The sequence below is a fragment of the Thalassotalea euphylliae genome (genome assembly GCF_003390335.1).
Taxonomy (GTDB): Bacteria; Pseudomonadota; Gammaproteobacteria; order Enterobacterales; family Alteromonadaceae; genus Thalassotalea_F; species Thalassotalea_F euphylliae_B.
Genome location: NZ_QUOU01000001.1, coordinates 2,481,289 through 2,507,343 on the forward strand (window position 1 = coordinate 2,481,289; position 26,055 = coordinate 2,507,343).

The following is a 26,055-nucleotide window of genomic DNA, read 5'->3' on the forward strand; positions in this document are numbered from 1 at the left end:
AGTGTTTCTGGTAGCAAATTTCTGGTAGCAATAATGACAAAAGACGTAACTCACATTGTTGTCGTAGGTGGTGGTACCGCGGGCTGGTTATCCGCAAGTATTATCGCAGCACATTATCAAACACAAGGGGATAAGGCGATTAACGTGACTTTGGTTGAGTCACCTGATGTTGCCACCATTGGCGTTGGTGAAGGCACTTGGCCGTCAATGCGCGGAACGCTGAAAAAGCTCGGTATCAGCGAAGCCGAATTTATTCTTCATTGTGATGCGAGCTTTAAACAAGCGTCAAAATTTAATAACTGGCTTTATGAAGAAGAAAGCGGTGGTGACAGCTACTACCACCCTTTCACAATTCCCACTGGCTTTTTTGAGGCGAACATTGCTGAGCACTGGTTGCCATACCGCGAGCAGATCAATTTTGCAAACGCAACCTCCAGTCAAAGCCATTTATGTGAACAAGGCAAAGCCCCCAAACAAATTGCCACGCCAGAATATGCGTTTTTGCAAAACTATGGCTATCACTTAGATGCTGGGAAGTTTAGTGACTTCCTAACAAAGCATTGCACGGAAAAGTTAGCCGTTACGCATGTTAAAGATAATGTTACTAAGGTAAATAGTCATGATGATGGTGCGATTGCATCCGTCGCCACAGCTCAACACGGTGAAATTGAAGGTGATCTATTTATTGATTGCACCGGTTTTACCGGGATTTTGATCGACCAGCACTATGGTATTTCATTAAAACTTCAAGACCATATTTTATTTAATGATCGCGCGTTAGCCGCACAAGTCCCCTATTCGCAAGCAGATGCGTCCATTGCTTCGCATACGGTATCTACCGCACAAGACAATGGCTGGCTTTGGGACATTGGTTTGCAATCTCGTCGCGGTGTCGGTCATGTCTACGCCAGTAATTTTACCAGTGACGAGCAAGCAGAAATTGATTTACGTCGTTATATAAGCCGCACGAGCGATATTCAAGAAGACGATATTAACGTGCGAAAATTGGTGATTAATCCTGGCTATAGAGAAAAGTTCTGGCATCAAAACTGTGTTGCTATTGGCCTATCTGCGGGCTTTATTGAGCCGCTTGAAGCTTCAGCGATTGCGCTTATTGAGTTGTCAGCCAACTTTGTCGCAGAGCAATTGCCTGCTAACAGTGACGTAATGGCTATTACCGCAGCGCGCTTTAATCGCAAATTTAGCCATCGCTGGCAACGTATTATTGAGTTTTTAAAATTACATTACGTGCTGTCCAAGCGGGAAAGTGATTATTGGCAAGCGAATCGCCGAACGCAGACGATTCCTGATGAACTGCGAGAACTACTCAGTTTGTGGCGATATCAAACGCCCTATCAGTATGATACGCACCAAACCGAGGAATTATTCCCCGCTGCCAGCTTCCAATATATTTTATATGGCATGGGGTTTGAGACCCAACTACCTGCGCGAGAAAAAAGAGCAAGTGTTGCAGCTCAAGCACAACAAATCTTTAATGAGAATAAACAACGTACAGCAAAACTAATGCACGCATTGCCAAGCAATCGCGAGCTGATTAATAAAATAAAGCAGTACGGGTTAAGTAAAGTCTAAAAACAATTATTAGGGTGAGATATATGGCACAGCATGCGCTTGTGAATAACATTGACCACAAAGATATAAAAATCATCAATACACGCTCTGCTGAGTTAGGCGATGACCTTTGGTACGCACTCACGTTTCCTAGAGAATTTCGTAGCGTACAAACCCATTACCCTATTTTGCTGCACAAAGATCCGCAAACCGGCCAGTTTTTATCTATCGCGCTATTTGGCTTTCAAGAAGGCGAAAACTTATTTCTTGATGATAATGGCTGGCACGCTGCCTACATTCCGGTCTCGGTTAAGCGTCAACCTTTCCTCATTGCCAATCAAACCCGAATGGTTGATGGTAAAGAGATTCAAGATCGCATGCTGTGTATTGATATGGAACATCCACGCGTAAGTAAAGAACAAGGCGAGCCACTGTTTTTAGAGTTTGGTGGTAACACAGAATTTCTTGATCAAACCGCGAGCATGATGGAAACCATGCATCTGGGCATGAATGACGGCGAAGCATTTTGCAAAACCTTAGCTGCGCTTGACCTTATCGAGTCGTGTACCTTTGATATTCAGCTAAAAGACGGCAAAAAGTATCAAATGATTGGCTTTTATACCATCAATGAAGAAATCTTGGATGCATTAACTGACGAACAAGTACTTGAGCTTAAAAATAAAGGTTATTTACAAGCCATTTATATGATGCTCGCCTCACAAGGCAATATTCATCACCTGTTAGCGAAGAAAAACGCACAAGTTTCAGGTTAATAACTTAGCCCAGATGAAGCAAGTGAACATAAGCCAAGCCCACATAAAACAAGGCAGTATAAAGCAAGTTAGCGATATTCGGGCTGACAATATTCCCGATTGGTTATTCGGCGAAGAGCAGCCTATTGTCCTAAAAAACTTTGGTGAAAGCTGGCCGCTCGTGCAAGCAGGGGCTGACTCTGAGCAAAAAGCCGCGGATTACTTGCTGTCTTTTTACAACGGACGTCCGGTTAATGCCTGTCACTTGCCAGCTCAAGAAAATGGCCGCGTATTTTACAATGAAACCATCGATGGTTTTAACTTTCAGCCAGCGCGCGTTCCTTTGCAGCAGGTACTTGCTTATTTATTATCGAAACAGGAAGAAAAGCCTACTGGCATGTATGTTGGTTCAACTGAGGTTGAAAGCTATTTTCCTGGCTTTAAAGCAGCTCATGCATCAGCACTTGATGCACTCTCACCGTTAACTAGCTTGTGGATTGGCAATAAGAGCCGAGTGGCCGCTCATTACGACTTTCCGCACAATATCGCCTGCGCCATGATAGGTAAGCGTCGCTTCACCCTATTTCCGCCAGAGCAAGTCGTTAACCTTTATCCGGGGCCTATGGAGTTTGCACCTGGCGGCCAAGATGTTTCCATGGTGGATTTTGCAGACCCTGATTTTGAACAGTTTCCCAACTTTAAAGTAGCACTTGAACATGCTCAAGTGGCTGAACTTGAAGCTGGCGATGCGGTGTTTATTCCTAGCATGTGGTGGCACCATGTCGAAGCACTCAGCAGTTTTAGTGTGCTACTCACGCACTGGTGGCGCGATACGCCAGCATACATGGGTCGCCCCAACAATGCCTTATTAACCGCGATGCTTAGCTTGCGCAACCTGCCGAAAGCTCAACGTAAAGCATGGCAGGCCATTTTTAATCACTATATTTTTGAACACGACAATGATGATTTTGCGTATTTACCTGATCACGCAAAAGGCATGTTGGCAACGCCGATGGACGAACTAACCGCTCGTCGTATTCGCGCAGAACTATTAGAGAAACTCAAACGATGAATAAGCAAACAGCTAAGCAGGTAAATATGCCGGTAAATATGCCCGTTAAAAAAGTCGTGATTGCCGGCGGTGGCACCGCCGGCTGGATGGCAGCTGCTGCCATAAGTAAACTGCTAGGCAAAGCGGTGAGCGTGACACTTGTTGAGTCCGATCAAATTCCGACGATCGGCGTTGGTGAAGCAACGATTCCAACACTGCATATTCTTCATCAACTGCTAGGAATTAATGAAGCTGAGTTTATGGTGGCAACTAATGCCACCTTTAAGTTAGGAATTTCTTTTGAGAATTGGAAAGACCTAGACCAAGACTATATTCACTCCTTTGGTTACCTTGGGCAGGACTGCTGGGCCTGTGGTTTTCATCATTTTTGGCGCAAGGGCTTAGATTTGGGGCTGGTTTCTGAAATTGGCGATTATTGTCCTGAGCACCTCGCCAGCCGAGAAGGTCGATTTGCGGTGATGGCCAATCAAGATCTCAATCATGCGTACCATTTAGACGCTGGGCTGTACGCCAAATTCCTGCAAGGCATTGCCTTTAAACACGGTGGTGAGCGAGTAGAAGGTAAAATTAGCCAAGTTCATCAAGATAACCATACGGGCTTTATCACAGCAGTCACCTTAGATAATGGCCAGCACGTCAGTGGCGATTTATTTATTGATTGCACTGGCTTTAGAGGGCTGTTAATCGAGCAGGCGCTGCACACAGGCTTTGATGACTGGAGCCATTATTTACCTTGTAACAGTGCCATTGCCGTGCAAACAGAAACGGTCGGGGCACCTGTCCCCTACACACGCTCTATCGCCCGCGATGCGGGCTGGCAATGGCGAATTCCTCTGCAAAATCGCACCGGCAATGGATTCGTATTTTGTGACAAATACATCAGTAACGAGCAAGCCATTGATACGTTACTCAGTAATATTGAAGGTAAAACGTTAAACGATCCCCGTGTTATTAAGTACACAACAGGTACACGTCGTCAGCATTGGAATAAGAACTGTATCGCGGTAGGTTTGTCAGGTGGATTTGTTGAGCCACTTGAATCAACGGGCATTCACCTGTTCCAAAAGGCGATCGTCCGCTTATTACAACTATTTCCACATACCGGCATTGATGACGCCATTGTTGATGAGTTTAACAAACAAACCCAAGAAGAAATGGACAATATTCGCGATTTTATTGTCTTGCACTACTATCAAACTGAGCGCAATGACACAGCGTTTTGGCGACACTGTGCCAACATGGCCATTCCCGATAGCCTAAAGCATCGCATGGCGCTGTTTAAAGAGTCTGGGCGGGTATTTAAAAAAGCAGAAGAATTGTTTGGTGAAGCCAGTTGGGTACAAGTCATGATGGGACAAGGGTTACTGCCAGATCAGTATCACCCGATTGTTGATCAAATGTCTGAGCAGGAGCTTGCCAACTTTCTTAACCGTATCAAACAGAACACCAGTAAAAAAGTTGCCAGCTGGCCATCGCATATCGACTTTATTAATCACTATTGCCGAAGCAAAATGATGACATAAGCCAAGTAGTAACAAAAGTAAGGTAATGTAAACTTGCCAGCCATTGAAGCCGCAACTGAATTTATCATTAACCCTAACTTTACCGTTAGGGTTAAACGTATTGGCCTAGAAGAAACCCCTGTTTTAGTCATTGATGATTACTTAGCGAATATCGATGAACTTAGGCAACAGGCTAGCAAACAAGACTACTGTGAAGATAAGCAAAGTTTTTACCCTGGTATTCGAAGCCCGATAGCGACTAAAACTGTTACTGCACTTATCCAGCCCGTGTTACCCGGCTTTTACAAAGTGCTAAAGGTTCCCAATCATCTAAAACCGGCAGCACATCCTAGCTACTTTTCGCTCATTACCAAACAGCCTGAGCAACTGGTTGCCATGCAAACTATTCCACATTTTGACACCTCTCGCCCCTACTACTTTGCAGCGCTGCTCTATTTAAATGAATTTACTCACGGCGGAACGGGCTTTTTTAGACACAAGGCAACTCATTACGAACGAATAACTGATAGCAAGGTCGATAGTTACTTAGCGTCGGTACAAGCAGAGTTTGATGGCCAAAATGGTCAGGATAGTCATCATCAAGGTTATCAAACTGGCTCCAATCAGCAGTATGCGCTAATTGATAGCATTCCCTACCAAACTAATTGCCTTGTGATTTATCCGGGTAACTTATTGCATTCCACCTTAGTCGATAACAATCATGATATTAATGAACACCCAATAACAGGCAGGTTGACCGCGAATATCTTTGTTGAGTTTCAATAAGCTATTGGCGTTGCTTGGTTCGGTGCTGCTTATTAGTTATTAGCAATTAGCAAATATCGACTTGAATTATCTTGTGCTTATATACCTAACAATACCAGGGAGGCTACCTTGGCTAAACTACCTTTTTGGGATGAAATCACAGTCATTTATCAACGTTGTGCGGCCTCTCGAATATTTTTAGCTAATTTTTCCAAGTCGCTATCGTTTGCCCTTTCGCAGTCATGTGTGGACACATAGCCCTGATATTGCTCTATAAATTCGCCAAAAGTTGGCTCAATATGCTGAAAGTTAGATGAGTTTCCCGTTCCGTGGAGCGGAATTAATTTGCTATGCAGGTGATCAATTTCAAACCCTTCAAAGACCATAGCCGTTCTACCAACACCATCAATCGCTTTATCGAGCAGTAGCCCAACTTTTTTAGTGGCAACAGTTAATTTCGCTAAAACCGAGTCGGCATTAGCAAATGCGTAACTTGGGCAGTGAGATTTCGGAATAACAACGGTAAATCCTTGGGTATTTGGGTAGATGGATAAAAACGCCAAGTGCTCTTCATCTTCCCATACCTTGTGACACGGTGCTTCTCCTGCAACAATCTGGCAGAAAATACAATTTGGATCTTGGTTCATAAAACAAAACTCATCTGGTGATTAGCGATTCCGCGATTTAAAAACAATTCAATTTACTGTAAAGCATCAATAATTACATTGCTAGTCAATTACTTAACATTCTGAAAACCCCAAAAACGAGCGCACTCATGTTGTCCAAGCTATTTAAAGTTGCCATAAAAAACGCTCATCAGGTAATAAACCGAGATGAGCGTTTTACATTTATCTGATGAGTTACGACGATTACTCGTATCAGCTGATAGTAGCTAGCCTATTGGCAAGAAATTGTCGCACTGTCTGCCATATTCGGTTGATAACTAATTTCGCCAAGTTGCAGAGTAAGTACACTGTCTGAATAAATTTCAAATGGCACTGTTAAGTCGTCAAAGCTCGTGCCTTTGTCGGCAAAGCACTGCAAGTCGATACTAATTGCTGACCAGCCGTGGTGAACAATTTGGCTTAATTCTTTTGAGACATCTAACGCTGCACCACAATTATCATCGGCACTTTCTTCTGTTTGGCAGCGAGTACCTACCATAACACTTGCTTGCGGTTGACTCATGACACTTACTTCAAAGTGCATTGCCGACTTGTTCTCTAGTGCTGAACGTAGATCCTCGCGAAAGTTACTTTGACTAATGATGCTTAACCCAGCTTGTTCGCTGCCATTAAGTGTAATTTGGCGTGCATCTTCTTGCACTTTTTTGTCAACGGTACGATAAGCTAGGCCACTAAGCTGATGAGTATTGGCATTAGGTTCAAGTAGTTCCTCACCTGACTTTAACCACATGACCCATGGTTTGTGCATTTTACCATCAAAAAAAACTTCTTCTTGTGCATCATCTACCGAGGCCAACACAGTTTCATCGAGTAAGTTCGCTAATCGATGACTTGCTTTGTCACTTTGATAGTTCAAACCATAGCCGTATGGCAGCAATGGCGCATAATCTGCGTCACCTTTGTTAACCGTTGCTTGCGTTGGGTTTGCTGGCCAAGAGAACGAGAGCTTACCGACAAAGTCATGCTGTATTTTGCCTACTGCGTCGGTAAAGAGTACATCTGCTATGCCTTGCCCTTCTGAGCCTGGTAGCCAAGCGGCAACAAACGCATCAGAAGCATTAAATTCTGGGTTTACCCACATAGGGCGACCACTGATAAATACAGATACTACTGGTATACCTTGCGCTTTAAGGTTTTTAAGTAAAGCCAAGTCGCGCTTATCGCCACGCTGAAACGCTAGATTATCGCGATCGCCATGACCTTCTGCATACGGATCTTCACCGAACACTACGATCGCTACGTCAGGTTTTTGCTCAAAACTACCATCAATGCTTAGTTGCACTGAGCCGCCCGCTTGTCTTACTTGCTCAGCAATACCTTGGTATATCGAGCTTCCGCCGGGGAAATCAGCATTGTTGTTACCTGTTCCTTGCCATGTGATAGTCCAGCCGCCCGACTGTTTACCAATATTATTAGCGCCATCACCCGCTACGAGCACGCTAGCCTTGGGCGATAACGGCAATAAGTTTTGATTATTTTTCAGTAATACAAGGGATTCACGCACCGCTTGTCGGGCAACCGCTCTGTGCTCTGGTGCGCCAATCAGTTCCGTTTTACCAGAAAATGGGCGATTAGCAGGACTTGGTTTTTCAAACAAGCCCGCACGTACTTTAACCCGTAAAACGCGGCGCACGGCATCATCAATACGAGACATGGCAATCTCACCCGACTTTACTTGCGCAATCGTATTTTCATACAGAGGCTTCCACGCGCCAGTTGGCACCATAAACACATCAAGGCCCGCATTTACTGCTTGTGCACAGTTTTCATTGGTGCAGCCTTTAATTTGCCCATGCCCATTCCAGTCGCCAACAACAAAGCCATCAAAGCCCATTTTGTTTTTCAAAACATCCGTCAGCAAGTATTGATTGCCGTGGTTTTTCTTGCCGTGCCAGCTGTTAAACGATGCCATCACTGACTGTGAGCCGGCACTTAAACCGCCAACGTAACCTTGCGCGTGAATATCAAACAGCGCTTGCTCGGAAGCGATATTGTCACCTTGGTCATCGCCGTCCACGGTGCCGCCATCCCCCAAGAAGTGTTTAACGGTAGAAATTACCCGTTGCTCGCTGAGAAAGTCGCCATCGGCATACCCTTGTAAGCCTTTTACAATCGCAGCTGAGTATGCTCGCACAATTTCAGGATCTTCCGAGTAGCCTTCATAAGTGCGCCCCCAGCGATCGTCCCGAACAACAGCTACTGTTGGTGCAAACACCCAATCAATTCCCGTAACCATGACTTCTTTCGCGGTAACTGCTGCGATTTTTTCAATTAACGCAGGGTTATTTGCAGCACCCAAGCCAATATTATGCGGAAACAAGGTAGCGCCAATCACATTGTTGTGACCATGCACTGCGTCTGTCCCCCACATAGTCGGAATTGTCGAGCCGTCAAGGGAGTCATCAATGGATGCTTGATATAAGTCTTCTGCCAGTTTGATCCAATCCTGTGGGGTGGCATGTTTATCGTTGTTAGGAAATGCGCCGCCACCATTGAGATAAGAGCCAAACCCGTATTTGCGCATATCCTCAACGGTGATATCGCGAATTTCAGGCTGGATCATTTGCGCCACTTTTTGTGCAAGCGTCATCTTAGCCATTAAGGCAGCTATCTTGGCTTCTACTTGCTCGCTTGGCTTAACGGCGATGTCGAGGCGCGGCCAAATATCGATATTTTTCGCAAAGTTATATCGGTCTTGTGCTTGTTCAGTCTTTGCTTTCTCAACGCTCTGTTGAGTAACCGCTGCATCTTTCACTTGCTCATCTTTTGTGTGCAAAGTACATGCGCCAGCTACTACAGCCAAAGGAATTAATAGCGCAAGCTTAGTTTTCATCATCGATGGATTATTCATATTTTCTTGCCCTATGCCTTCGCAGAATAAGTGGTAGGTACTTTAACTTTGCTCCCCATCAGCCCGTAATAAGCAATGTACAGGTAGCAGAAAATAGGCATGATAAAAGAAAGTTGTACACCCACGCTGTCGGCGATCATGCCCTGAAATACCGGTAAAATTGCGCCACCAACAATGGCCAGGCACAAAATGCCAGAGCCTTGTGAAGTGTGCTTGCCCAATGCCGTGATTGCCAAGCTAAATATTGTTGGGAACATAATTGAATTACATAACCCCACCGCTAATATTGCCCACATGGCAATAGTGCCAGTAGTTGAAACAGCGATCACAATTAATAGCACGGCAGCGGCGGCATTGAAGGCTAAGACTTTACCCGCGGCGACTTTTTGCATAACGGCAGCACCAATAAAGCGGCCAACCATTGCGCCGCCCCAATAGTAGGCAATCAGCTTGGCAGCTTCCGCTTCTTCCAATCCCGCAATCTCAGGCTGGTTTAAGAAGTTCACCAAAAAGCTACCAATCGCCACTTCGCCACCAACATAAACAAAAATACCGATTGCCCCTAGCACTAAATGGCGGTACTGCCATACGCTGCCTTCAACCACCTCTTGCTGGTCTAGCTGCGTTTGCTCGACAACAGGTAGCTTCAAGTAAGCAAACAGTGCAGCTAATCCAAGCAACATGGCAGCCAGCAACAAATAAGGCATTTGCACGGCTTCAGCGCCACTGGCCGCATTGCCAACCTCAGTGGCTGCTTGCTCTAAAATTAAAAACGCACCAAAAAACGGCGCAACCGTCGTGCCCAATGAATTAAACGCTTGCGTTAAGGTTAATCGCGATGAAGCCGTTTCTGCTTTCCCCAGCACACTAACGTAAGGATTCGCCGACACTTGCAATAGAGTAATACCGCTCGCCAGTACGAACAGCGCCATTAAAAATACCGGATAGCTTTGCATCAATGCTGCGGGATAAAAGCCCAAACAGCCCAATGCAGCGATCACTAAACCAATCACAATGCCTTTTTGAAAGCCTAATTTTTTAACCAGCACACCGGCAGGCATCGAGACGATAAAATAAGCACCAAAGAAACAAAATTGAATCAGCATGGCTTGCGTGTAGGTTAAATCAAATACCGCTTTCAGATGCGGTATCAAAATATCGTTTAAACAAGTGATAAAGCCCCACATGAAAAACAGCGAGGTAAGTGATGTCAGCGCAAAGCGATAATTTTGATCGCCCCCCGCCACAGGATTCGTGTTGTTCGGTACCGCAGATGCCCCTGCCATACAGCCCCCTATATTTGTGTTTATTATTTTCAGTGAAATAATACCAATTGAAATAACTACTTAATCATTCAGCGAGAATTAAAAGGCTTAGAGGCAAGGCATTGATTGCAGAGAATGGTCGCTCCCTTGTCTAAATCAATAACGCAGCATATGAGCCTTTTAAACTCGCCCTTTGGGAGCGTGTCAGCGCCGCGATAATTGCGCCAAATTTATTGGATGTAGAATAACTATATCGGCATAAATTTGGCTTATTCTCCCACCGCTGACAACGCTCTGAATTGATCAATTAGTTAATTCAATTGGTATAACACACGCTTTACCTGCAAGTGTTTTTCGCTATTTATTGACCTAAAGTGTGATAACTACTACCCTAAGCAATGTAAGCGCTTTCACCTATCAATATTAAAAACCAATAAAGGTTGTTTTTCAATTAAATTTGTAAGCGCTTTCAAATGTTCTAAAACTGAGTATAACGCAATTCAAAATGGTCGCTGAAAATGTGTCCGAATAAGTAGGTAAAAATGAATGAATAAACTAGAGCTACCAGCTAACTCTGTGATGCAACAACCGTCTTTTGTGTACGGTGTGGCGACAGCTTCATTTCAAATTGAAGGTGGTATTAGTGACCGGTTAGCCTGCATTTGGGACACGTTTTGTGCTACCCAGGGAAAAATTGCTGATAGCTCGAACGGTGCCATTGCCTGTAATCACTATAACAATTGGCAAGCCGACATCGATTTAATTGAATCATTAGGCGTAGATGCCTATCGTCTCTCGATATCATGGCCCCGGGTTATGAATGAAGACAGTACAGCAAACGAAAAAGGCTTAGCTTTCTATATCAAGGTATTAGACGCGCTCAACGCTCGTAACATAAAGCCATTTGTCACCTTGTATCACTGGGATTTACCACAACACCTCGAAGACAAAGGCGGTTGGTTGAATCGTGAAACGGCATACAAGTTTAAAGATTACGTAGCGCTTGTAACGAAAGCATTTGGCGATCGCGTGCACTCTTATGCGACGCTAAACGAACCATTTTGCAGCGCTTATTTGGGGTATGAAGTGGGCGTACACGCGCCGGGTAAAGTGGGTAAAGAGTACGGGAAAAAAGCCGCGCATCACTTGTTATTAGCGCATGGCTTGGGGATGCAAGTATTGCAAAAGAATAGCCCGCATACCCTCAATGGTATTGTTCTTAACTTTACTCCTTGTTACCCAGAGACTCCTGCAGATAAAGCAGCCGCAAATTATGCCGATGATTATTTCAACCAATGGTATATCAAACCAATTTTTGATAAAGCCTATCCCGACATCATCAATCAGCTGCCCGCATCGCAACAGCCAGAGATTCACGAAGGTGATTTTGATATCATCGCTCAACCGTTAGATTTCCTCGGCATTAATTTTTATACCCGCGCAATTTATCGCACCGACGAGCAAGCAGTCTTTGAACAGCTGCCACCACCTGCGCCAACTACCGATATTGGTTGGGAGATATACCCTTCATCGTTTACAGATTTACTCACCGACCTTCACGCGCGTTATCCATTACCGCCGGTCTACATTACAGAGAATGGCGCAGCCATGGCTGATACACTGGTTGACGGCAAGGTAAACGACCTAGATCGCTTAGACTACTACCAACAGCACTTGGTTGCCGTTAACCACGCTATCGAACAAGGCGTGAATATTCACGGCTATTTCGCTTGGAGCTTAATGGACAATTTTGAGTGGGCAGAAGGCTACCTTAAACGCTTTGGCATCGTTTACGTTGACTATGAAAGTCAGGCGCGCATTATTAAAAATAGTGGTTTAGCTTACCGGGATTTGATCACCAGTAGAAAAAATAAACCATAATAACAAAGCACTTAGCAATAAAGCGCAGCGTAACTATGCTTGAAATAATTATGCTTAAAATAACTAAGCTAAAAATTACTATGCTGATAGTAACTGCGCTAAAAAGAACTTTGTTGAAACAGCTATATGAATAGGAATATGTTCATCGCGACAATTCAAAGGCACAGGCACAGAGCATAAACACATAGCAAAGCTTCACAAAACACTAAAGAGTTGAGTATTGAGTAATGCAAAACGGTCAAGGGGTCAGCGTACGTGAAAAAATAGCCTATGGTTTGGGCGACACTGCAAGCAACATTATTTTCCAAACGGTAATGATGTTTCTCATGCTGTATTACACCGATGTGGTTGGCTTATCACCGGCACTTGTCGGCACCATGTTTTTAGTTGTTCGCGTTGTTGATGCCATAACTGACCCACTGATGGGGACGATTGCCGATCGCACGCATACCCGTTGGGGGCACTTTCGCCCTTACCTACTCTGGTTAGCACTTCCGTTTGCGATTATTAGTGTATTAGCATTCAGCACACCTGAACTTACTGGTATCAGCAAAATTGTTTACGCTTTTACCACATACACACTATTAATGGTTGCCTATACCGCCATTAACATTCCCTATTGTGCGCTTGGTGGCGTACTGACCGCTGACGCAAAAGAGCGCGTTACCGTACAGTCTTATCGCTTTGTTTTTGGCATGTTAGGCGGCGTTATTGTTGCAGGCTGCACCATGCCGCTCGTTGAGTTTTTTGGTCAAGGTGATAACGCCAAAGGCTATCAATACACCATGGCAGCGATGAGTGCGATGGGGTTAGTGATGTTCTTATTGTGCTTTGCTGGCACAACAGAGCGTATCGAGCAACCGAAATCCCAAGAAACAGGTTTCAAAGAAAGTTTGGGCTCGCTTTGGCACAACGATCAGTGGCGAATTTTATGTTTAGCCGCCTTGTTTTTACTGACGGGACAAGTCTTAAAATTCACCTTGGCCGTGTATTACGTTAAGTATTATTTGGGACGAGAAGACTTGATCACCTCATTTATGACGTTAGGCGTTGTCGCCAGTATGATTGGCTGCGCTTTAGCTCAACCATTAGCCAAACGCGTTTGTAAAATTAAGGCCTACATTGCATTGCAATTTATAGCCGCCACAATTTGCGCTCTGAGCTATTTTATTGGTGCAGATCAGCTCGTACTGGCCTTCATCGCCTTTATTTTGTGGAAGTTTTTCCTCGACATGGCAACACCACTGCTATGGGCAAAAATGGCAGACACCATAGATTACGGCCACGAAAAAACAGGAATTCGCATCACAGGTTTAGTCTACTCAGGCGTTATTTTCTTTATCAAAATGGGCGTTGCGCTAGGTGGCGCCTTGGCAGGTTGGTTACTCGCGTTTTATCAGTACCAAGCAGATGCACAGCAAACGGCAGCAACCCAGCAAGGAATTTTACTGTCATTTACGGTGTTGCCAGCTTTAGGGTCATTTTTAGTGGCGGCAATTATGACCCGCTATACGCTAACATCGAACAAGCTGGAAGCAATTCAAGGTAAGCTCAAACTCAGCGGCTCGGCCACTGGTTAAGGTGAGCTATCTTAGGTATGATTGCCGACCACTTGGTTAAAGAACAGCAAGGTAGTTAAGTACATTCATGGCAACCATTTACGAAGTTTCAAAACTCGCTGGCGTTTCTCTGGCAACCGTTTCACGCGTAATGAATAACAACGCACGGGTCAGCGACAAAACTAAGCAAAAAGTACTCGATGCCATGAATCAACTAGGCTATCGCCCTAACGCAAGCGCACGCTCGTTGGCGTCTAATCGCACTGACTCTGTCGGCATTATGGTGTCAGAACTACACGGCCCGTTCTTTGGCCAAATGATGGCAGGTGTTGAGGCAGAACTTAGAGCTGCTGGTAAACACGTAATCTTTACCACAGGCCACTCTGAGGAAGACCGCGAAAAAGACGGCATAGAATTTTTAATGGGTCGTAATTGTGATGCCATCATCATGCACGTTGAAGCGGTGTCAGACGATTATTTAGTGGAAGTAAGCCAGGGGCAAACGCCTATTTACCTGCTAAGTCGCTACGTAGAAGCCCTTAAAGAAAAGTGTATAAGCCTTGATAACGAAGTTGGCGGCTATTTAGCCACAAAAGCTTTACTCGAGCGCGGCCACAAAGACATCGCCTATATTGCTGGGCCACAATTTAAAGCCGATGCCAGCAATCGTTTGCTCGGTCACAAACGTGCGCTGCAAGAGCATGGCATAGCGTTTAGCGAACAACTGTTATATATCGGAGACTTCAAGGAAACTGGCGGTAGCTCTGGTTTAAAACAGTTTATCGACAACCAATGTCAATTCACGGCCTTGGTTTGTGCGAACGATGAAATGGCCTCTGGGGCGATGAAATATGCGCGTGAACACGGTTACTCGTTACCAAGTGACTTATCGGTGATCGGGTTTGATAACGTTATCTTCGCTAATTACCTGTACCCCACATTGACCACTATCGATAACCCTGTTGAAAAAATGGGGAAAATGGCGGCCAAGATGGTACTTAGGGATATCTACAAACAAAAAAATATCGCTATTGAGCAAGTCTTTGAACCGACCTTGATCGTGCGAAAATCAGTCAATCAACAGAACTAACACCCTTGTCGCAGCAGCTTTTCAGCATATATGTATTATGTTTTTAGCTTGGCTGCGGCTCCACTAGCGGTGCGCGCAATTTCTCGCCCCATCACTTGCAGTCGCACAAAAAACATACGATACTTTGCAAATGCAACATAAAAGTTAGACAGGAGCTCAATATGTCGGCACTTGCAGAAAACAGCTTGAGTAGAGAAAAGCGCTCAAATGCGCTCGACACTCACCCGCCAATAAGCGAATCACAAGTGATCATTAAAGCGTTTAACAATGCCTGTCATGCGCTAAAAGTGTCAACGCAAGAAAAAGTTGCGATTACTGGTGTGAATGCCTCAACGTTATCTCGTAACCAACACAAAGGCTTTTCGCCTAACTCAAAAACAGGGGAAATTTTGTTGCACTTTATTCGCCTGTATCGCTCATTGTTTGCAATAGCCGGTGGTGATGAAACTTTTATGCAGCACTGGTATCGCACCCATAATCACGCGCTAAACGGTGTACCTGCAGAGATTTGTCCGACTATCGAAGGTTTGTACCGAACAAACCAATATTTAGATGCCATGCGAGGCAAAATTTAGTTACTCAAAGTAACGCACCTTGGCGCACTAAAAAGAGCATTTAAATACCCACATCAAAGGCTAAATAGATCAATAAAAGGAATTTTTGTGATCGACGAAATTATCGCCAGCTGCCCACTACCAACCTCATATCGCGGCGTCGTTTACCGCATTGTTGAAACCCAAGAATATGCGGCAACCAGCAAAATTGTCGACGATTTAGCAGAGCAACATTTGCTTGAACAACTGCTAGACGATGTTAAACCGGGTTACCGCCCAGAGACCGCTGAGCGTCACTACTTGATCAGCACACCTTTTCGATACCCACCGCTCAACTATGGCTCGCGCTTCGGCGACACGACTATGCCCAGCTATTTTTATGGCGCTGAACACGTACCTACTGTATTAGCAGAATGTGCGTTTTATCGCTTTGTGTTTTTAAGTGATATGGCAATACCTCACCAAGGCACGATTCAATCTCAACATTCAATATTTAGTGTTAATGTCACCTCACAGCGTTGCTGTGATTTAACTAGGTTATCTAACCAACAGCATATCGAGGCACTTCGCTCACCTCGTAGCTATCAAATATCACAAGCGGTTGGAAAATATTTAACGGGGCATCCAAGCGAATACGCGAGTGAACACTCAACTCAACATTCTAATAAGAGAGCAAAGGCGGACGTTATTCGCTTTTTCTCTGCGCGGGATACGCAAGGCGTTAACCTCGCTATTGCAACACCAGATGTCATCACATCAAAAAAGCCAGAGCAAATGCAGCTCTGGCTTTGTCAAACCACTAGTAATAAAGTGGCATTTTCAACTCAAGGTCAATGGCCTGTTAGCTTTCAACTTGCGCAGTTTTGTGTGGATGGCAAGTTAGCCAAGCCCTTCTAGGCTTAAAAACACAGAGCCTTAGAGACAAACAGACTTGGCATTTCTTAAACTTTACTGACCTTTATTTTGTAGAAGATACTGTAAAGCACAGGTACCGCGACCAAAGTAAGTAAAGTCGCAAATGCTAACCCTCCCATAATGGTCACCGACATATCCGCAAAGAATGGGTCGGCAATTAACGGCATTACCCCAAGAATCGTGGTAATCGCCGCTAAAGAAACAGGGCGTAAACGGCTCAAACTCGCATCAACAATGGCAATCCCTTTGGCCTTACCTTCTTCAATTTGCAGATCAATTTCTTCCAGTAACACAATGGCGTTTTTAATGAGCATACCGAATAAGCTCAAGAAACCGAGTAGCGACATAAAGCCAAATGGTAGGTCTGCCAACAACAAGCCGGCAACTACACCGACAATCGCCATTGGTACCACTAACCAAATGATCAGTGGCTGACGAGTGCGGCCAAACAGCAACACACTAATGATAAACATCACCAAAAAGCCCAATGGTAAACCTTTACCTAATGCCGCTTGCGCATCGCGTGAGGATTCGAACTCACCGCCCCACGCCAAATGATAGCCATCAGGTAGTTCAATGGCTTCAATTTGGGGGCGCATGCGATTAAACGCCGCACCAGCGGTTTCATCAAAGCCCGCTTCGGCCATCACAGTGATTGTGCGAACGCGATCGCGACGATTGATCAGCATTTCTTCACTATCGTAGTAAGTGTTGCCACTCACTTGTCTAAACGGAATATAAGTTCGCTGGCTCGCGCTCCATACCAAACCATTTTCAAGGTTAGCTAACTGCGCTTGGCTAGCCTCACCTGTTGAGGTGCGATTTTTGGCGACAATCGAGTATAAATAATCCCCGTCTTGTAGCTGCCCAACTTTTAATCCATTTGTGTAAAACTGTACCGCTTGATTGAAATCGCTACGTGATACGCCAGCAACACCTGCTGCGTTAATGTCGTACTCTGGCACCAACACCATGCCTTTCGTTCGCCAGTTATGGCGTACATCGCGAATTCGACCATCGTTTAAATACAAGTTTTTCGCTTGCTCCGCTAAATCGCGCAGTACCACCGGATCTGGGCCGGAAAAACGCGCTTGTAATTTAGCACCAGCCCCTGGCCCGAATTGCATAATCTCTGGATAGAAATTTGCGTTCGGGTTAATCGCTTGCAAACGTTCTCCAACATCTTTAGCAATGCGTGGAATATCTTTCGCGTCCTCAACTCGTACCAAATACATACCGTAACTTTCGTTTGGCAATTGTGGTGAGTACACTAAAGTAAAACGATCAGCACCTTGGCCAATAAATGACGTTAATGACTGAACGCCCTCGGTCTCTAAAATCAACGACTCACCGGCCTTCATGTATTTTTCAGTCGCGCGAATATCACTATCTTGCGGCCCCCAATAATGCACAAAGAAATTTGGCGTATTTGACGGAGGGAAGAAACCTTGTTTGATCAGGCCAAAACTCCCGTAGGCACCGACCGTAATAGCAACCAAAAGCAAAATCGATAAGCCGCGATAATGCAGCGCATTGCGCAGTAACACTAAATAACCGCGATGGAAAAATGAATGCTGTTCATGTGCAGATTCGCTTTCGGCCACTTTGTAAAAATATTTCCCTAGCAATGGCGTTAATGACACTGCTAATACCCAGCTCAACAGCAAGGAAATAAGTACAACCGCAAATAACGAGAAGAGAAACTCACCTGTCGCATCATCAGATAAACCAATACCACTAAACGCGGCGATACCAATAATGGTTGCCCCTAATAAAGGCCATTGCGTGCGTTTTACGATAAAGCTTGCCGATTCAAGTGCTGACTTGCCCTTTTCCATTCGCAGCATCATGCCTTCGGCAACCACTATCGCATTATCAACCAGCATTCCCATGGCAATAACCATAGCGCCCAAAGAGATACGCTCAAGTTGCAAACCATACAGCCACATAATCAGCACAGTACCCAACACAGTGACTAATAAAGTACCACCAACCACAATGCCTGAGCGCCAGCCCATAAATACACACAGTGCAATGGTAACCACGGCAACCGATATTTCGAGGTTTAAAATAAACCCATCAACGGCTTTATCGACAATTTTGGCTTGGTTGTATATTGATGAAACACTAATACCTGCGGGTAAGCTGGCTAGTACATTAGCTAGTTTTGCTTCAATACGTTCACCCACTTCAACGATGTTGACATCGTTTTGAGCAGAAACACTCAGCGTAATCGCGCTTTCGCCGTTGTAACGTTTTAAATCAGAGGGAATATCAACAGGCTCTAAGTGCAATCTTGCTACGTCTTTAATTTTAATTGACGCATTGCGCCCCGGTAATACGAACGAAATATTCTCGATTTCAGTGATTTTATCGGTCGCGGCAGAAACCGGAATACGAATTTGCTTATCCCCAATGTATAAACGGCCGCCAGCAAAGGGTTTTAGGTTACTTGCCAAAATCTGTTCAATATCGGGGAACGAAAGGCCAAGCCCAGCAATTTGGTATGGGTCGATCTCGGCGACAATTTGCTCCTCCAAAATGCCGCTGACCGCGACCTTGGCAACACCATCCACCGTCAGCAACTCACGGCGAATAATGCGTGAAAACTCGCGCATTTGATAAGCCGAAAAATCAGGTGCGGTTAACGCATAATAAAGGCCAAAAACATCACCAAAATCGTCAATCACCAATGGCTGGCTAGCGCCCAATGGCAGGTCTGCGCGTACATCGCGTAAACGCTTTCTCAACTCATCCCATATTTGCGGTAGTAACGGCCCATCAAGGTTTGATTTTACCTCCATGGTAATGCGTGAAAAGCCCGGTTTGCTCTCTGATTCAACACGTTTTAGCTGCCACATTTGTTGCAGTGCTATTTCAAGCTGTTCGGTGACTTCTTTTTCTACTTTTTCAGCACTTGCGCCTGGGTAGTAGGTCATGATCACGGCTTGTTTGATGGTAAATGCAGGATCTTCTAATCGACCTATGTTACCTAACGCAATAACACCACCAACTAAAAAACACAGCGTGATCAACCACACATTTATTGGTCTTGTAAGTGCATAACGAGCGATATCCATATTAGAAATCCGCCTGATATTCTTTAACTTTCAACGCTTCTCGCATTTGCTGAACTGCGGCAGAAACCACTTTGTTGCCCGATGTTAAGCCGCTGGCAATTATGGCGTACTCACCTTTAATTGCAGTAATATCTACAGAAGCTTTGTTCACTGTGCTGGTATCAGCGTCAAACAGCCACACGTAAAAGCCTTTGTCTTTACTACCGGTTAACGCATTCAGCGGCACTAATAACGCCTCTTGCACTTGATCGTTATTGGTAATTTTTACCGTCGCACGTGAACCCGGGTAAAACAGCTCTGTCACTTCTCCGTCAATCGCAAAGGTAATTTTGTATGTTTGAGCAACCGGATCTGGCGTTGTTTCGTGCTCGACATAATGAATATCAAAAATCTGTTGCTCGTGACCGATCACTGAAGCCGTCGCTTTAATTTGACGATTGCCCGCATTGGCGGTCATTACACGCTCTGGTACTTCAAATGAAAAGTACAGCTCAGATCTGTCTTGAATATTGGCGACCGTATCACCTGCGCGCACGTAACTGTTGTTTTCAATTAAACGCGTACCGATCACCGCATCAAACGGTGCGCGAATCGTACAGTAACTTAAATCTTGTTCAGCATCTTCGAGCGCAATTTTAGTGAGGGTGAATAGCGACTGAGCATCATCTAGTTCACGCTGCGATGCGACATTTTTAGCGTGAACTTCTTTAATTCTGCGCAGTGAACGAGCGGCGTCTTGATGGCGAGTACGGCTTTCTTCAACCTTGCGGCGAAACGGTGCAGGATCAATTTTCGCTAGTACCTCACCTTTTTTGACCACACTGCCTTCAACCAGCTGCTCTTCGATCAAACGCCCTGATACTTCAAATTTCACATCAACGTCTTTCACTGCCGACACTAACGCCGGAAATTCGTAGACTTCATTGACATTCGTTGCCTTTACCTCAGTTAGCTGTACAACTAAAGGCGGCTTTTCTTTTACCTCTACAACTTGTTCTGAGCACGCTTGTAACAGTAGCGCTGTCATAATTATCAATAGTCGAAACACCATAACTCCTAGATTTGTCAGCCTCTTAGGCGAGAAATTTCTCAATATCAACGGAGATTAGTATCACCGGCAATATAGGGATAAAGCACTATATAAACTGTTGGTTTACATATTTTGGCGAATACTAGCACAAGTTTACAGTTTGTCACAATGTGTATACTTGTATTGTGAATTCAATCACAACACATTATCATTGTTTTTAACTAGCCATTGAGTCGGTATTAAATCGTGCCTAAATCAACTTCAAAAATTGTCAATGCTGCCAGAGAATGCTTTTTTCAACATGGCTATAATGCGAGCAACGTCTCTTTGATTGCGCGTTATGCAGATATTTCACGTGCCACGATTTATAAGACCTTTAGCTCGAAGGAGGCCCTGTTTCAGGCAATGGTGAAAAGCCAATTTGCAGAATATGAGATTGCGGTTTCAACCTATGCCGCATCTAAGCAAGACTTTTGGCAAGATACAGAGCAACTGTTCGTCAATCGTTGCCAAGGCATGTTTGACGATATCCCCAGCCAACTGATCAGAACCGAACTTGTTCACGCAGGCCACACCTTGTGCCAGGACCTGATCGACAGCGAACAAGAAGAAATGCAATCGGCAATTGTTAAAAGGTTAGAGGCTGAGATTGCCGCTGGTAGGCTCACACTAGCACGTATTAATATGACCCCTGCACAATTTGCCAATGCCATGCAATCAATGCCTATTGGTATCTTCTTTTCTAGCAGTGAAGCCGATGATTTAGGTACGTTAAAACAAGTGTTAACCATTTTTAGCGTAAGCACTCGTGTTGATAACGAAAGTACGGAATAGCCTTAAACGCTAATTAAACCTAAACAAAGCTCTAAACCTCGTATCAAACTGGGTTTATTCATTTTAGCCAGTAGCGAGTGGCTGCTCTTGAACTAGCAGTAATCAACAGTTAGCCTCCTATTTCAACCTTCAAATCACCATTACCTAAAGTTATAAAAGCACAAATAAATAGAATGCCTGCGCGAATATTTCGCACGATATACTGCTAAAATCACCATAACAACAAGCACAATAGGCACTTCTCATGAATATTTTTGGCTCATCGCTGCCAAAGCTTTCCACCACCGCAGTTTTATTTGCAACACTTGCACCTTCATTTGCCAGCAATGCGGCAACACATTTTGAGGCAGCAGTCGCAGATGAAAACAATCGTCCAATTAAGGATGTTGAAATCACTGTTAACGGTAAGAAAGTTAGCTCAAGCAAAAACGGGAAATTTAAACTGGCCCTACCTGAACAAGATTACTACCAAGTTGAGTTTTCAAAAGCGAACTATTACTCAAGAGTTCACACCTATAGCCATGAAGAACTAGCAAATTTGAACACTGCTGAGCCTTTTCAGCTGATAAAGAAAAAAGCGGGTCGTGTGATGTTCGCCTTTGGTGGCGATGTGATGATGGGACGCCGCTACTACAAGCCTTATTTTGACGATCCGGTTTTGATCAAACCAGACTCGATTTTACAAGACAGTAAAGCGCTTGTTGAACATGTAAAACCTTACATGAGTGTCGCTGATGTGGCGGCCGTTAACTTGGAAACACAATTATCTGCGCACGAACCTAGCCAGCGCATGAATAAATCCGTCACTTTCTACTCTGCGCCAGAAACGATTGAGGCTTTACAGTGGGCAGGTGTCGATTACGTCACACTGGGCAATAATCACACCTACGATTATATGGATGAGGGGTTAATTTCTACGTTGAACGCACTAGACAAAGCTGAGCTACCTTATTCTGGTGCGGGTTACAATGAAGCTCAAGCATTGAAACCACACCAAATGAAAGTCAATGGCCAAGCGCTTGGCTTATTAGGCTATGTCGGCTGGCACGGCAGTAAAAAGCCCACACAAACGGCAGATGCCAACCAAGGTGGCGCAGCATTTGGCAATATGAAAAACATTACCGAATCGGTAAGTAACGCTAAACAACAAGGGATGCTCCCTATTGTGCAATACCACGGCGGTTTAGAATACGTTAAAGAGCCAACCGGAGTCACTGAGCAGCGCTTAAAAAGTGCAGTCAATGAAGGTGCCGCTTTGATCGTTGCTCACCACCCCCACGTAACGCAAGGTATTGAATTATACCAAGGCAAGCTCATCGCCTACTCGATGGGTAATTTTATTTTCGACCAAAACTTTAGTGCCACGCAACATAGCTATATCCTTTATGTATGGCTAGATGACGGTGAATTTAGCCGCGCAGAGCTGGTGCCGATTTACGTGCGCGACTACAAGCCCACACCCGCGATGGACAACGAGCGAAACCGTGCCCTCACTCGAATTGCCACGCTGTCAGCTAAGCGAAATACGCATATTATTGACCATCACGGCCATGGCGTGATTTACGCATCAAATACAGCGAAAGATAACTCACAACAAAAATACACGGTTGATTTCAGTCAACAAACAACCGCTGCTATTCCATACAAAACTTGGTCAGAAAACATTTCAACGGTAAAACTACCCGATGCCAGCCTTTACTACCGCCTTGGCAATAACTTAGTAAACGGCAGCGATTTTGAACAATTCAAATGGTTCGACTCGCCAGAGCGCAATTTCAAACTGCCGGACAATTGGCAGCTGGTACCTAATGGCCATCAAAGTGATCAGGCAATGCAAATAACCGTCGATAATAAATCGTCAAGCCTATTTGGCATGAAGCATTTTCGCCGTGTATACACAGCTGATAATCCAATGACGATGTCTGTGCAAGCAAAAACCGATAAACCCGTCAAAGTTAATGTGTATTGGCAAGGTCGCCGAAGTGGTCAAAAACTGTTAGATGCCTATGCCACCAGCCCTAAACAATTTATCCAATCGTTTGAGCTTACTAAAAGCCTTGATTGGCAAGCGCTTGAAGTTGAATTTGACTCACCGCGTATACGCTATCGCAGCTACCGTGTACTGGTTGAATTTGAAAATATGGGCAACGATGATGCTAATGTTTTACTCGATAACTTTGCGTTAGTTGAGTGGCATACCGCGTTCCAACAAAACGTTAAACCATTTACGCTCGATGAAGATGGCCAAATGGCAGACTATATCGGTGTCAGTAAAACTGTTGGCAAAGCAGTAAGAATTAACAGCCACTAACGGCTGATACTTATCAGAGAAATACAAAACCTAACAAGCTTACTTTGTGGATTTTGCTAAGTAAGCTTTTTATTTTCCAATGTATGTAATTTTCCTCACAGCATACTAACGTATTTCATAATCCAAAACCGTAAAGGCTCCTTGTCTACACATTAAAGTTTGTTGGTTACCCTAGAAGCTTCAAGCTCAACATCATAACTGTATATTTATACAGGAATCAAAGTTCTAAGTAGATTTCAGGATCGTGGACATTTTGTCCAACTTTATCCTTGATTCATATAGAACTTAACCAAAACAGTTGAAGTATTATAAACTTAGCGTATTGTTGGAAATCATTAAGAATATTATTGGACAAAATGTCGGGAGAAAACTGGACATTTTGTCACATAATAAATTGTTAGGTTCACCCAAATTATCCAGCCGTGGTGCTAAGGACATATATGAATAACATTCATCTTTTTGCAGCCTTTTTCATCATTTATTTTTTATCTGGCTGTGCTGTCGGCTATGAACCTTGGGCAGAATTTCAAGACAAATTAATTGGGAAAAAAGCTTGGCGGATGGAGCCCCATAGGTTTGAGAATGCAGGTGAGCTTATTCGTGCTGATTATTTAGTAGCAGGAGAAGGCTTTACTCACACCTCAGTCAATGAAAACGGTGACATTATTCAACATTGGTTTGATGCTGAGGTTCTCCCAAACTTTTACAACAAAAATGAGATGCGTGGACACAAAGAATGGATCGGAAAATGTAAATTTTACCTAGTAGTAGATCCCGAAACATACGTAATAAAAAGCTGGGGCCATGATGAAGGCGGTAATCCACAAAGTTGTAGGCATTGGCCTTAGAGGTTATGAACCTAACAAGGCCATTATGGCAGGGACGCAAAACGCTTGGCTTGCGCTCCTTCGTCGCTGATTTTAGCCAAGCATTTGTGCGCCCCATATGGCGGCGTTATGTACCACCACAATTTCAAGGATGAAGGTTAATCAAATCAAGCGCCCTATTCTAAATTTAATCGCACGTTCATGTGTTTTTCGCCGATTGTAATTAGCTTTATTTTCTAGAACAATTGGCGGCTCAAAATTCGGATTTAGTGTGTTGTGGTGGCGAGTTGCTGGCAGGTTAGGTACGTATACTTTCTAGGTTTAGCTGTTAATCTAACTTTCGGTAAAGTAAGAAAAATTACATAACAAAACAATCAAACGGACGCGTAACGCTTGGCTCGCGCTCGTTCCTCGCTTAGTTTAGCCAAGCATTACTTGCCGCTTATTGCGGCGTTAGGCTTTTATGGAGCATATGAGTAAATTCAGCATAAAATCCAACATTTGCCCTGATTCTTCCGAAATAACATACACCACTTTCTATGATGGTAAAAAATGCCAACATCAAGAAGTTACAGGAAAAATTGCAAAGAGAAGATTAGCTTTGGAGTACATAGTTAGAGACTTGTCTTCTTGTTTTGAATATCTACATTTACTCAAAAGCTGCCAAGAATCAGAAATAGCAAAACCTATATATGATGCCTTTGTTATTAAATATGGAAAGTGTTTTGCTTCAGGCAATGAACGTGGGCTGTCTTTAAAACCCAAAAATTATTTTCAAAATGAATCTATGTTTTATAAGACTCACCTAAACATTATAAAAACCAGAAACAAATATGTAGCTCATTCGGATAGTAGTGTTTATGAGCAAGGAGAGGTTTATTTAGCGACTAATGGCAGCGAGTCAAAGGTTTTTATTCCTGTAATCAACTACTCTCACCCAACAGATAAATCACTTGATCGGGAAATAGAGCTTTGCAAGCACTTAACTTCAAAAGTTGTGCTTGAGATTCAAAAACTTGATAGTAAGATCAAAGCCTAACAAGCGCATTAACAGGGACAAAAAACTGTTGGCTTTTGCTCCTTCGTCGCTGATTATAGCCAACAATTTTTTGCCCGTTATGCGGGCGTTATGCACACCCACAAAATCAGAATTAAATAATCTGCTAGGGCAGCTTTTTCATTTAAGATCGAGTGTGGTTCATTCTTTGGTGTTGCAGCTTTCAGTTTCCAGCAAAGTAAAATTGTGTAGGCCAAATAAGTTTTTCGCCAATCTAATCTTGTAGTTACCGCTCAATCAGGTATGGTTGCTTTCGAGTATTTAGTTTGCAGGTAAATTATGTTTCCCTGCGGTTTACGGTGCAAATTCTGACAAGGGTTCCAATCAGATTAGGGCTTATCGCTAATTCTAATTTTGGTGTGTGGCTCAAAAGGCAAGTGTTGAGTGTTGTGGGCGTGTGGGTTGTTGTATCTTCCGCCTCTTCTACAAGCATTGGCTGTATTGTCAGGTTT

Annotated in this window: 19 protein-coding genes; 14 read left to right on the top strand and 5 right to left on the bottom strand. The window is 44.1% G+C overall.

What is annotated here, in order from left to right:
• The first annotated feature begins 33 nt into the window (after positions 1-33).
• From DXX93_RS10955 to DXX93_RS10975, 5 genes are read left to right on the top strand one after another with little or no spacing between them, the layout of a single operon-like run.
• A complete protein-coding gene (locus DXX93_RS10955) occupies positions 34-1,593 on the top strand; it encodes a tryptophan halogenase family protein (RefSeq protein ID WP_116008129.1) in 1,560 nt (519 codons plus the stop codon).
• 23 nt (positions 1,594-1,616) lie between these two features.
• A complete protein-coding gene (locus tag DXX93_RS10960) occupies positions 1,617-2,345 on the top strand; it encodes a SapC family protein (RefSeq protein WP_116008130.1) in 729 nt (242 codons plus the stop codon).
• 13 nt (positions 2,346-2,358) lie between these two features.
• Entirely contained in the window at positions 2,359-3,396 is a 1,038-nt protein-coding gene (locus DXX93_RS10965; protein WP_116008131.1) for a cupin-like domain-containing protein, read from the top strand.
• Entirely contained in the window at positions 3,393-4,919 is a 1,527-nt protein-coding gene (locus DXX93_RS10970; RefSeq protein WP_258872652.1) for a tryptophan halogenase family protein, read from the top strand. Before DXX93_RS10965 ends, DXX93_RS10970 begins: the two co-directional genes overlap by 4 nt.
• Before the next feature lie 33 nt (positions 4,920-4,952).
• Positions 4,953-5,684, top strand: coding sequence for a DUF6445 family protein (locus DXX93_RS10975; protein ID WP_116008132.1), 732 nt, complete (start codon positions 4,953-4,955; stop codon positions 5,682-5,684).
• 149 nt (positions 5,685-5,833) lie between these two features.
• Here the strand turns inward: DXX93_RS10975 and DXX93_RS10980 are convergent, their stop codons facing one another.
• From DXX93_RS10980 to DXX93_RS10990, 3 genes are all read right to left on the bottom strand, one after another.
• The gene (locus DXX93_RS10980) at positions 5,834-6,310 is read right to left on the bottom strand and encodes an HIT family protein (RefSeq protein WP_116008133.1); all 477 of its coding nucleotides are present in this window, start codon (positions 6,308-6,310) and stop codon (positions 5,834-5,836) included.
• A 250-nt stretch (positions 6,311-6,560) separates the two neighbouring features.
• Positions 6,561-9,182 (bottom strand): glycoside hydrolase family 3 protein, encoded by a 2,622-nt coding sequence (locus tag DXX93_RS10985; RefSeq protein ID WP_116009926.1) that lies wholly within the window; start codon positions 9,180-9,182, stop codon positions 6,561-6,563.
• A gap of 29 nt (positions 9,183-9,211) precedes the next feature.
• Positions 9,212-10,486, bottom strand: a complete 1,275-nt coding sequence (locus DXX93_RS10990; RefSeq protein ID WP_116008134.1) for a sugar MFS transporter — start codon at positions 10,484-10,486, stop codon at positions 9,212-9,214.
• Positions 10,487-11,011: 525 nt separating this feature from the next.
• On the opposite strand from DXX93_RS10990, the gene DXX93_RS10995 reads away from it, so the two are divergent.
• From DXX93_RS10995 to DXX93_RS11015, 5 genes are all read left to right on the top strand, one after another.
• Positions 11,012-12,346, top strand: a complete 1,335-nt coding sequence (locus DXX93_RS10995; protein ID WP_116008135.1) for a GH1 family beta-glucosidase — start codon at positions 11,012-11,014, stop codon at positions 12,344-12,346.
• Between the two features lie 227 nt (positions 12,347-12,573).
• Positions 12,574-13,926 carry a glycoside-pentoside-hexuronide (GPH):cation symporter gene (locus tag DXX93_RS11000; protein WP_116008136.1) on the top strand — a complete coding sequence of 451 codons (1,353 nt, stop codon included), beginning with the start codon at positions 12,574-12,576 and terminating at the stop codon, positions 13,924-13,926.
• Between the two features lie 67 nt (positions 13,927-13,993).
• Entirely contained in the window at positions 13,994-14,995 is a 1,002-nt protein-coding gene (locus DXX93_RS11005; RefSeq protein WP_116008137.1) for a LacI family DNA-binding transcriptional regulator, read from the top strand.
• Between the two features lie 161 nt (positions 14,996-15,156).
• Entirely contained in the window at positions 15,157-15,570 is a 414-nt protein-coding gene (locus DXX93_RS11010) for an MbcA/ParS/Xre antitoxin family protein (protein ID WP_116008138.1), read from the top strand.
• 87 nt (positions 15,571-15,657) lie between these two features.
• Positions 15,658-16,446 carry an RES family NAD+ phosphorylase gene (locus DXX93_RS11015; RefSeq protein ID WP_116008139.1) on the top strand — a complete coding sequence of 263 codons (789 nt, stop codon included), beginning with the start codon at positions 15,658-15,660 and terminating at the stop codon, positions 16,444-16,446.
• A gap of 44 nt (positions 16,447-16,490) precedes the next feature.
• Here the strand turns inward: DXX93_RS11015 and DXX93_RS11020 are convergent, their stop codons facing one another.
• Positions 16,491-19,544 carry an efflux RND transporter permease subunit gene (locus DXX93_RS11020; RefSeq protein ID WP_116008140.1) on the bottom strand — a complete coding sequence of 1,018 codons (3,054 nt, stop codon included), beginning with the start codon at positions 19,542-19,544 and terminating at the stop codon, positions 16,491-16,493.
• Position 19,545: 1 nt separating this feature from the next.
• The gene (locus DXX93_RS11025; RefSeq protein WP_181902202.1) at positions 19,546-20,571 is read right to left on the bottom strand and encodes an efflux RND transporter periplasmic adaptor subunit; all 1,026 of its coding nucleotides are present in this window, start codon (positions 20,569-20,571) and stop codon (positions 19,546-19,548) included.
• A gap of 249 nt (positions 20,572-20,820) precedes the next feature.
• Here DXX93_RS11025 and DXX93_RS11030 point away from each other — a divergent pair, with 249 nt between their 5' ends.
• The 4 genes from DXX93_RS11030 to DXX93_RS11045 all read left to right on the top strand — a co-directional run bounded on the left by DXX93_RS11030 (position 20,821) and on the right by DXX93_RS11045 (position 25,585).
• On the top strand, positions 20,821-21,408 hold the full coding sequence (locus DXX93_RS11030) for a TetR/AcrR family transcriptional regulator (RefSeq protein WP_181902203.1): 588 nt from the start codon (positions 20,821-20,823) through the stop codon (positions 21,406-21,408).
• A gap of 244 nt (positions 21,409-21,652) precedes the next feature.
• Complete coding sequence (locus tag DXX93_RS11035; RefSeq protein WP_116008143.1) at positions 21,653-23,719, top strand: CapA family protein; 2,067 nt, start codon at positions 21,653-21,655, stop codon at positions 23,717-23,719.
• A 440-nt stretch (positions 23,720-24,159) separates the two neighbouring features.
• Entirely contained in the window at positions 24,160-24,567 is a 408-nt protein-coding gene (locus DXX93_RS11040) for a hypothetical protein (protein WP_116007799.1), read from the top strand.
• A gap of 451 nt (positions 24,568-25,018) precedes the next feature.
• Positions 25,019-25,585, top strand: coding sequence for a hypothetical protein (locus DXX93_RS11045; RefSeq protein WP_147302666.1), 567 nt, complete (start codon positions 25,019-25,021; stop codon positions 25,583-25,585).
• The last annotated feature ends 470 nt before the right edge of the window (positions 25,586-26,055 follow it).

What these genes read in the sequence shown, in the direction of transcription:
- DXX93_RS11000 (WP_116008136.1), top strand. Translation starts at nt 12,574, where the DNA reads ATGCAAAACGGTCAAGGGGTCAGCGTACGTGAAAAAATAGCCTATGGT.
- DXX93_RS11010 (WP_116008138.1), top strand. Translation starts at nt 15,157, where the DNA reads ATGTCGGCACTTGCAGAAAACAGCTTGAGTAGAGAAAAGCGCTCAAAT.
- DXX93_RS10960 (WP_116008130.1), top strand. Translation starts at nt 1,617, where the DNA reads ATGGCACAGCATGCGCTTGTGAATAACATTGACCACAAAGATATAAAA.
- DXX93_RS10980 (WP_116008133.1), bottom strand. Translation starts at nt 6,310, where the DNA reads ATGAACCAAGATCCAAATTGTATTTTCTGCCAGATTGTTGCAGGAGAA.
- DXX93_RS11040 (WP_116007799.1), top strand. Translation starts at nt 24,160, where the DNA reads ATGAATAACATTCATCTTTTTGCAGCCTTTTTCATCATTTATTTTTTA.
- DXX93_RS10955 (WP_116008129.1), top strand. Translation starts at nt 34, where the DNA reads ATGACAAAAGACGTAACTCACATTGTTGTCGTAGGTGGTGGTACCGCG.
- DXX93_RS11020 (WP_116008140.1), bottom strand. Translation starts at nt 19,544, where the DNA reads ATGGATATCGCTCGTTATGCACTTACAAGACCAATAAATGTGTGGTTG.
- DXX93_RS10970 (WP_258872652.1), top strand. Translation starts at nt 3,393, where the DNA reads ATGAATAAGCAAACAGCTAAGCAGGTAAATATGCCGGTAAATATGCCC.
- DXX93_RS10965 (WP_116008131.1), top strand. Translation starts at nt 2,359, where the DNA reads ATGAAGCAAGTGAACATAAGCCAAGCCCACATAAAACAAGGCAGTATA.
- DXX93_RS11035 (WP_116008143.1), top strand. Translation starts at nt 21,653, where the DNA reads ATGAATATTTTTGGCTCATCGCTGCCAAAGCTTTCCACCACCGCAGTT.
- DXX93_RS10990 (WP_116008134.1), bottom strand. Translation starts at nt 10,486, where the DNA reads ATGGCAGGGGCATCTGCGGTACCGAACAACACGAATCCTGTGGCGGGG.
- DXX93_RS11005 (WP_116008137.1), top strand. Translation starts at nt 13,994, where the DNA reads ATGGCAACCATTTACGAAGTTTCAAAACTCGCTGGCGTTTCTCTGGCA.
- DXX93_RS10995 (WP_116008135.1), top strand. Translation starts at nt 11,012, where the DNA reads ATGAATAAACTAGAGCTACCAGCTAACTCTGTGATGCAACAACCGTCT.
- DXX93_RS11045 (WP_147302666.1), top strand. Translation starts at nt 25,019, where the DNA reads ATGAGTAAATTCAGCATAAAATCCAACATTTGCCCTGATTCTTCCGAA.
- DXX93_RS11025 (WP_181902202.1), bottom strand. Translation starts at nt 20,571, where the DNA reads ATGACAGCGCTACTGTTACAAGCGTGCTCAGAACAAGTTGTAGAGGTA.
- DXX93_RS10985 (WP_116009926.1), bottom strand. Translation starts at nt 9,182, where the DNA reads ATGAAAACTAAGCTTGCGCTATTAATTCCTTTGGCTGTAGTAGCTGGC.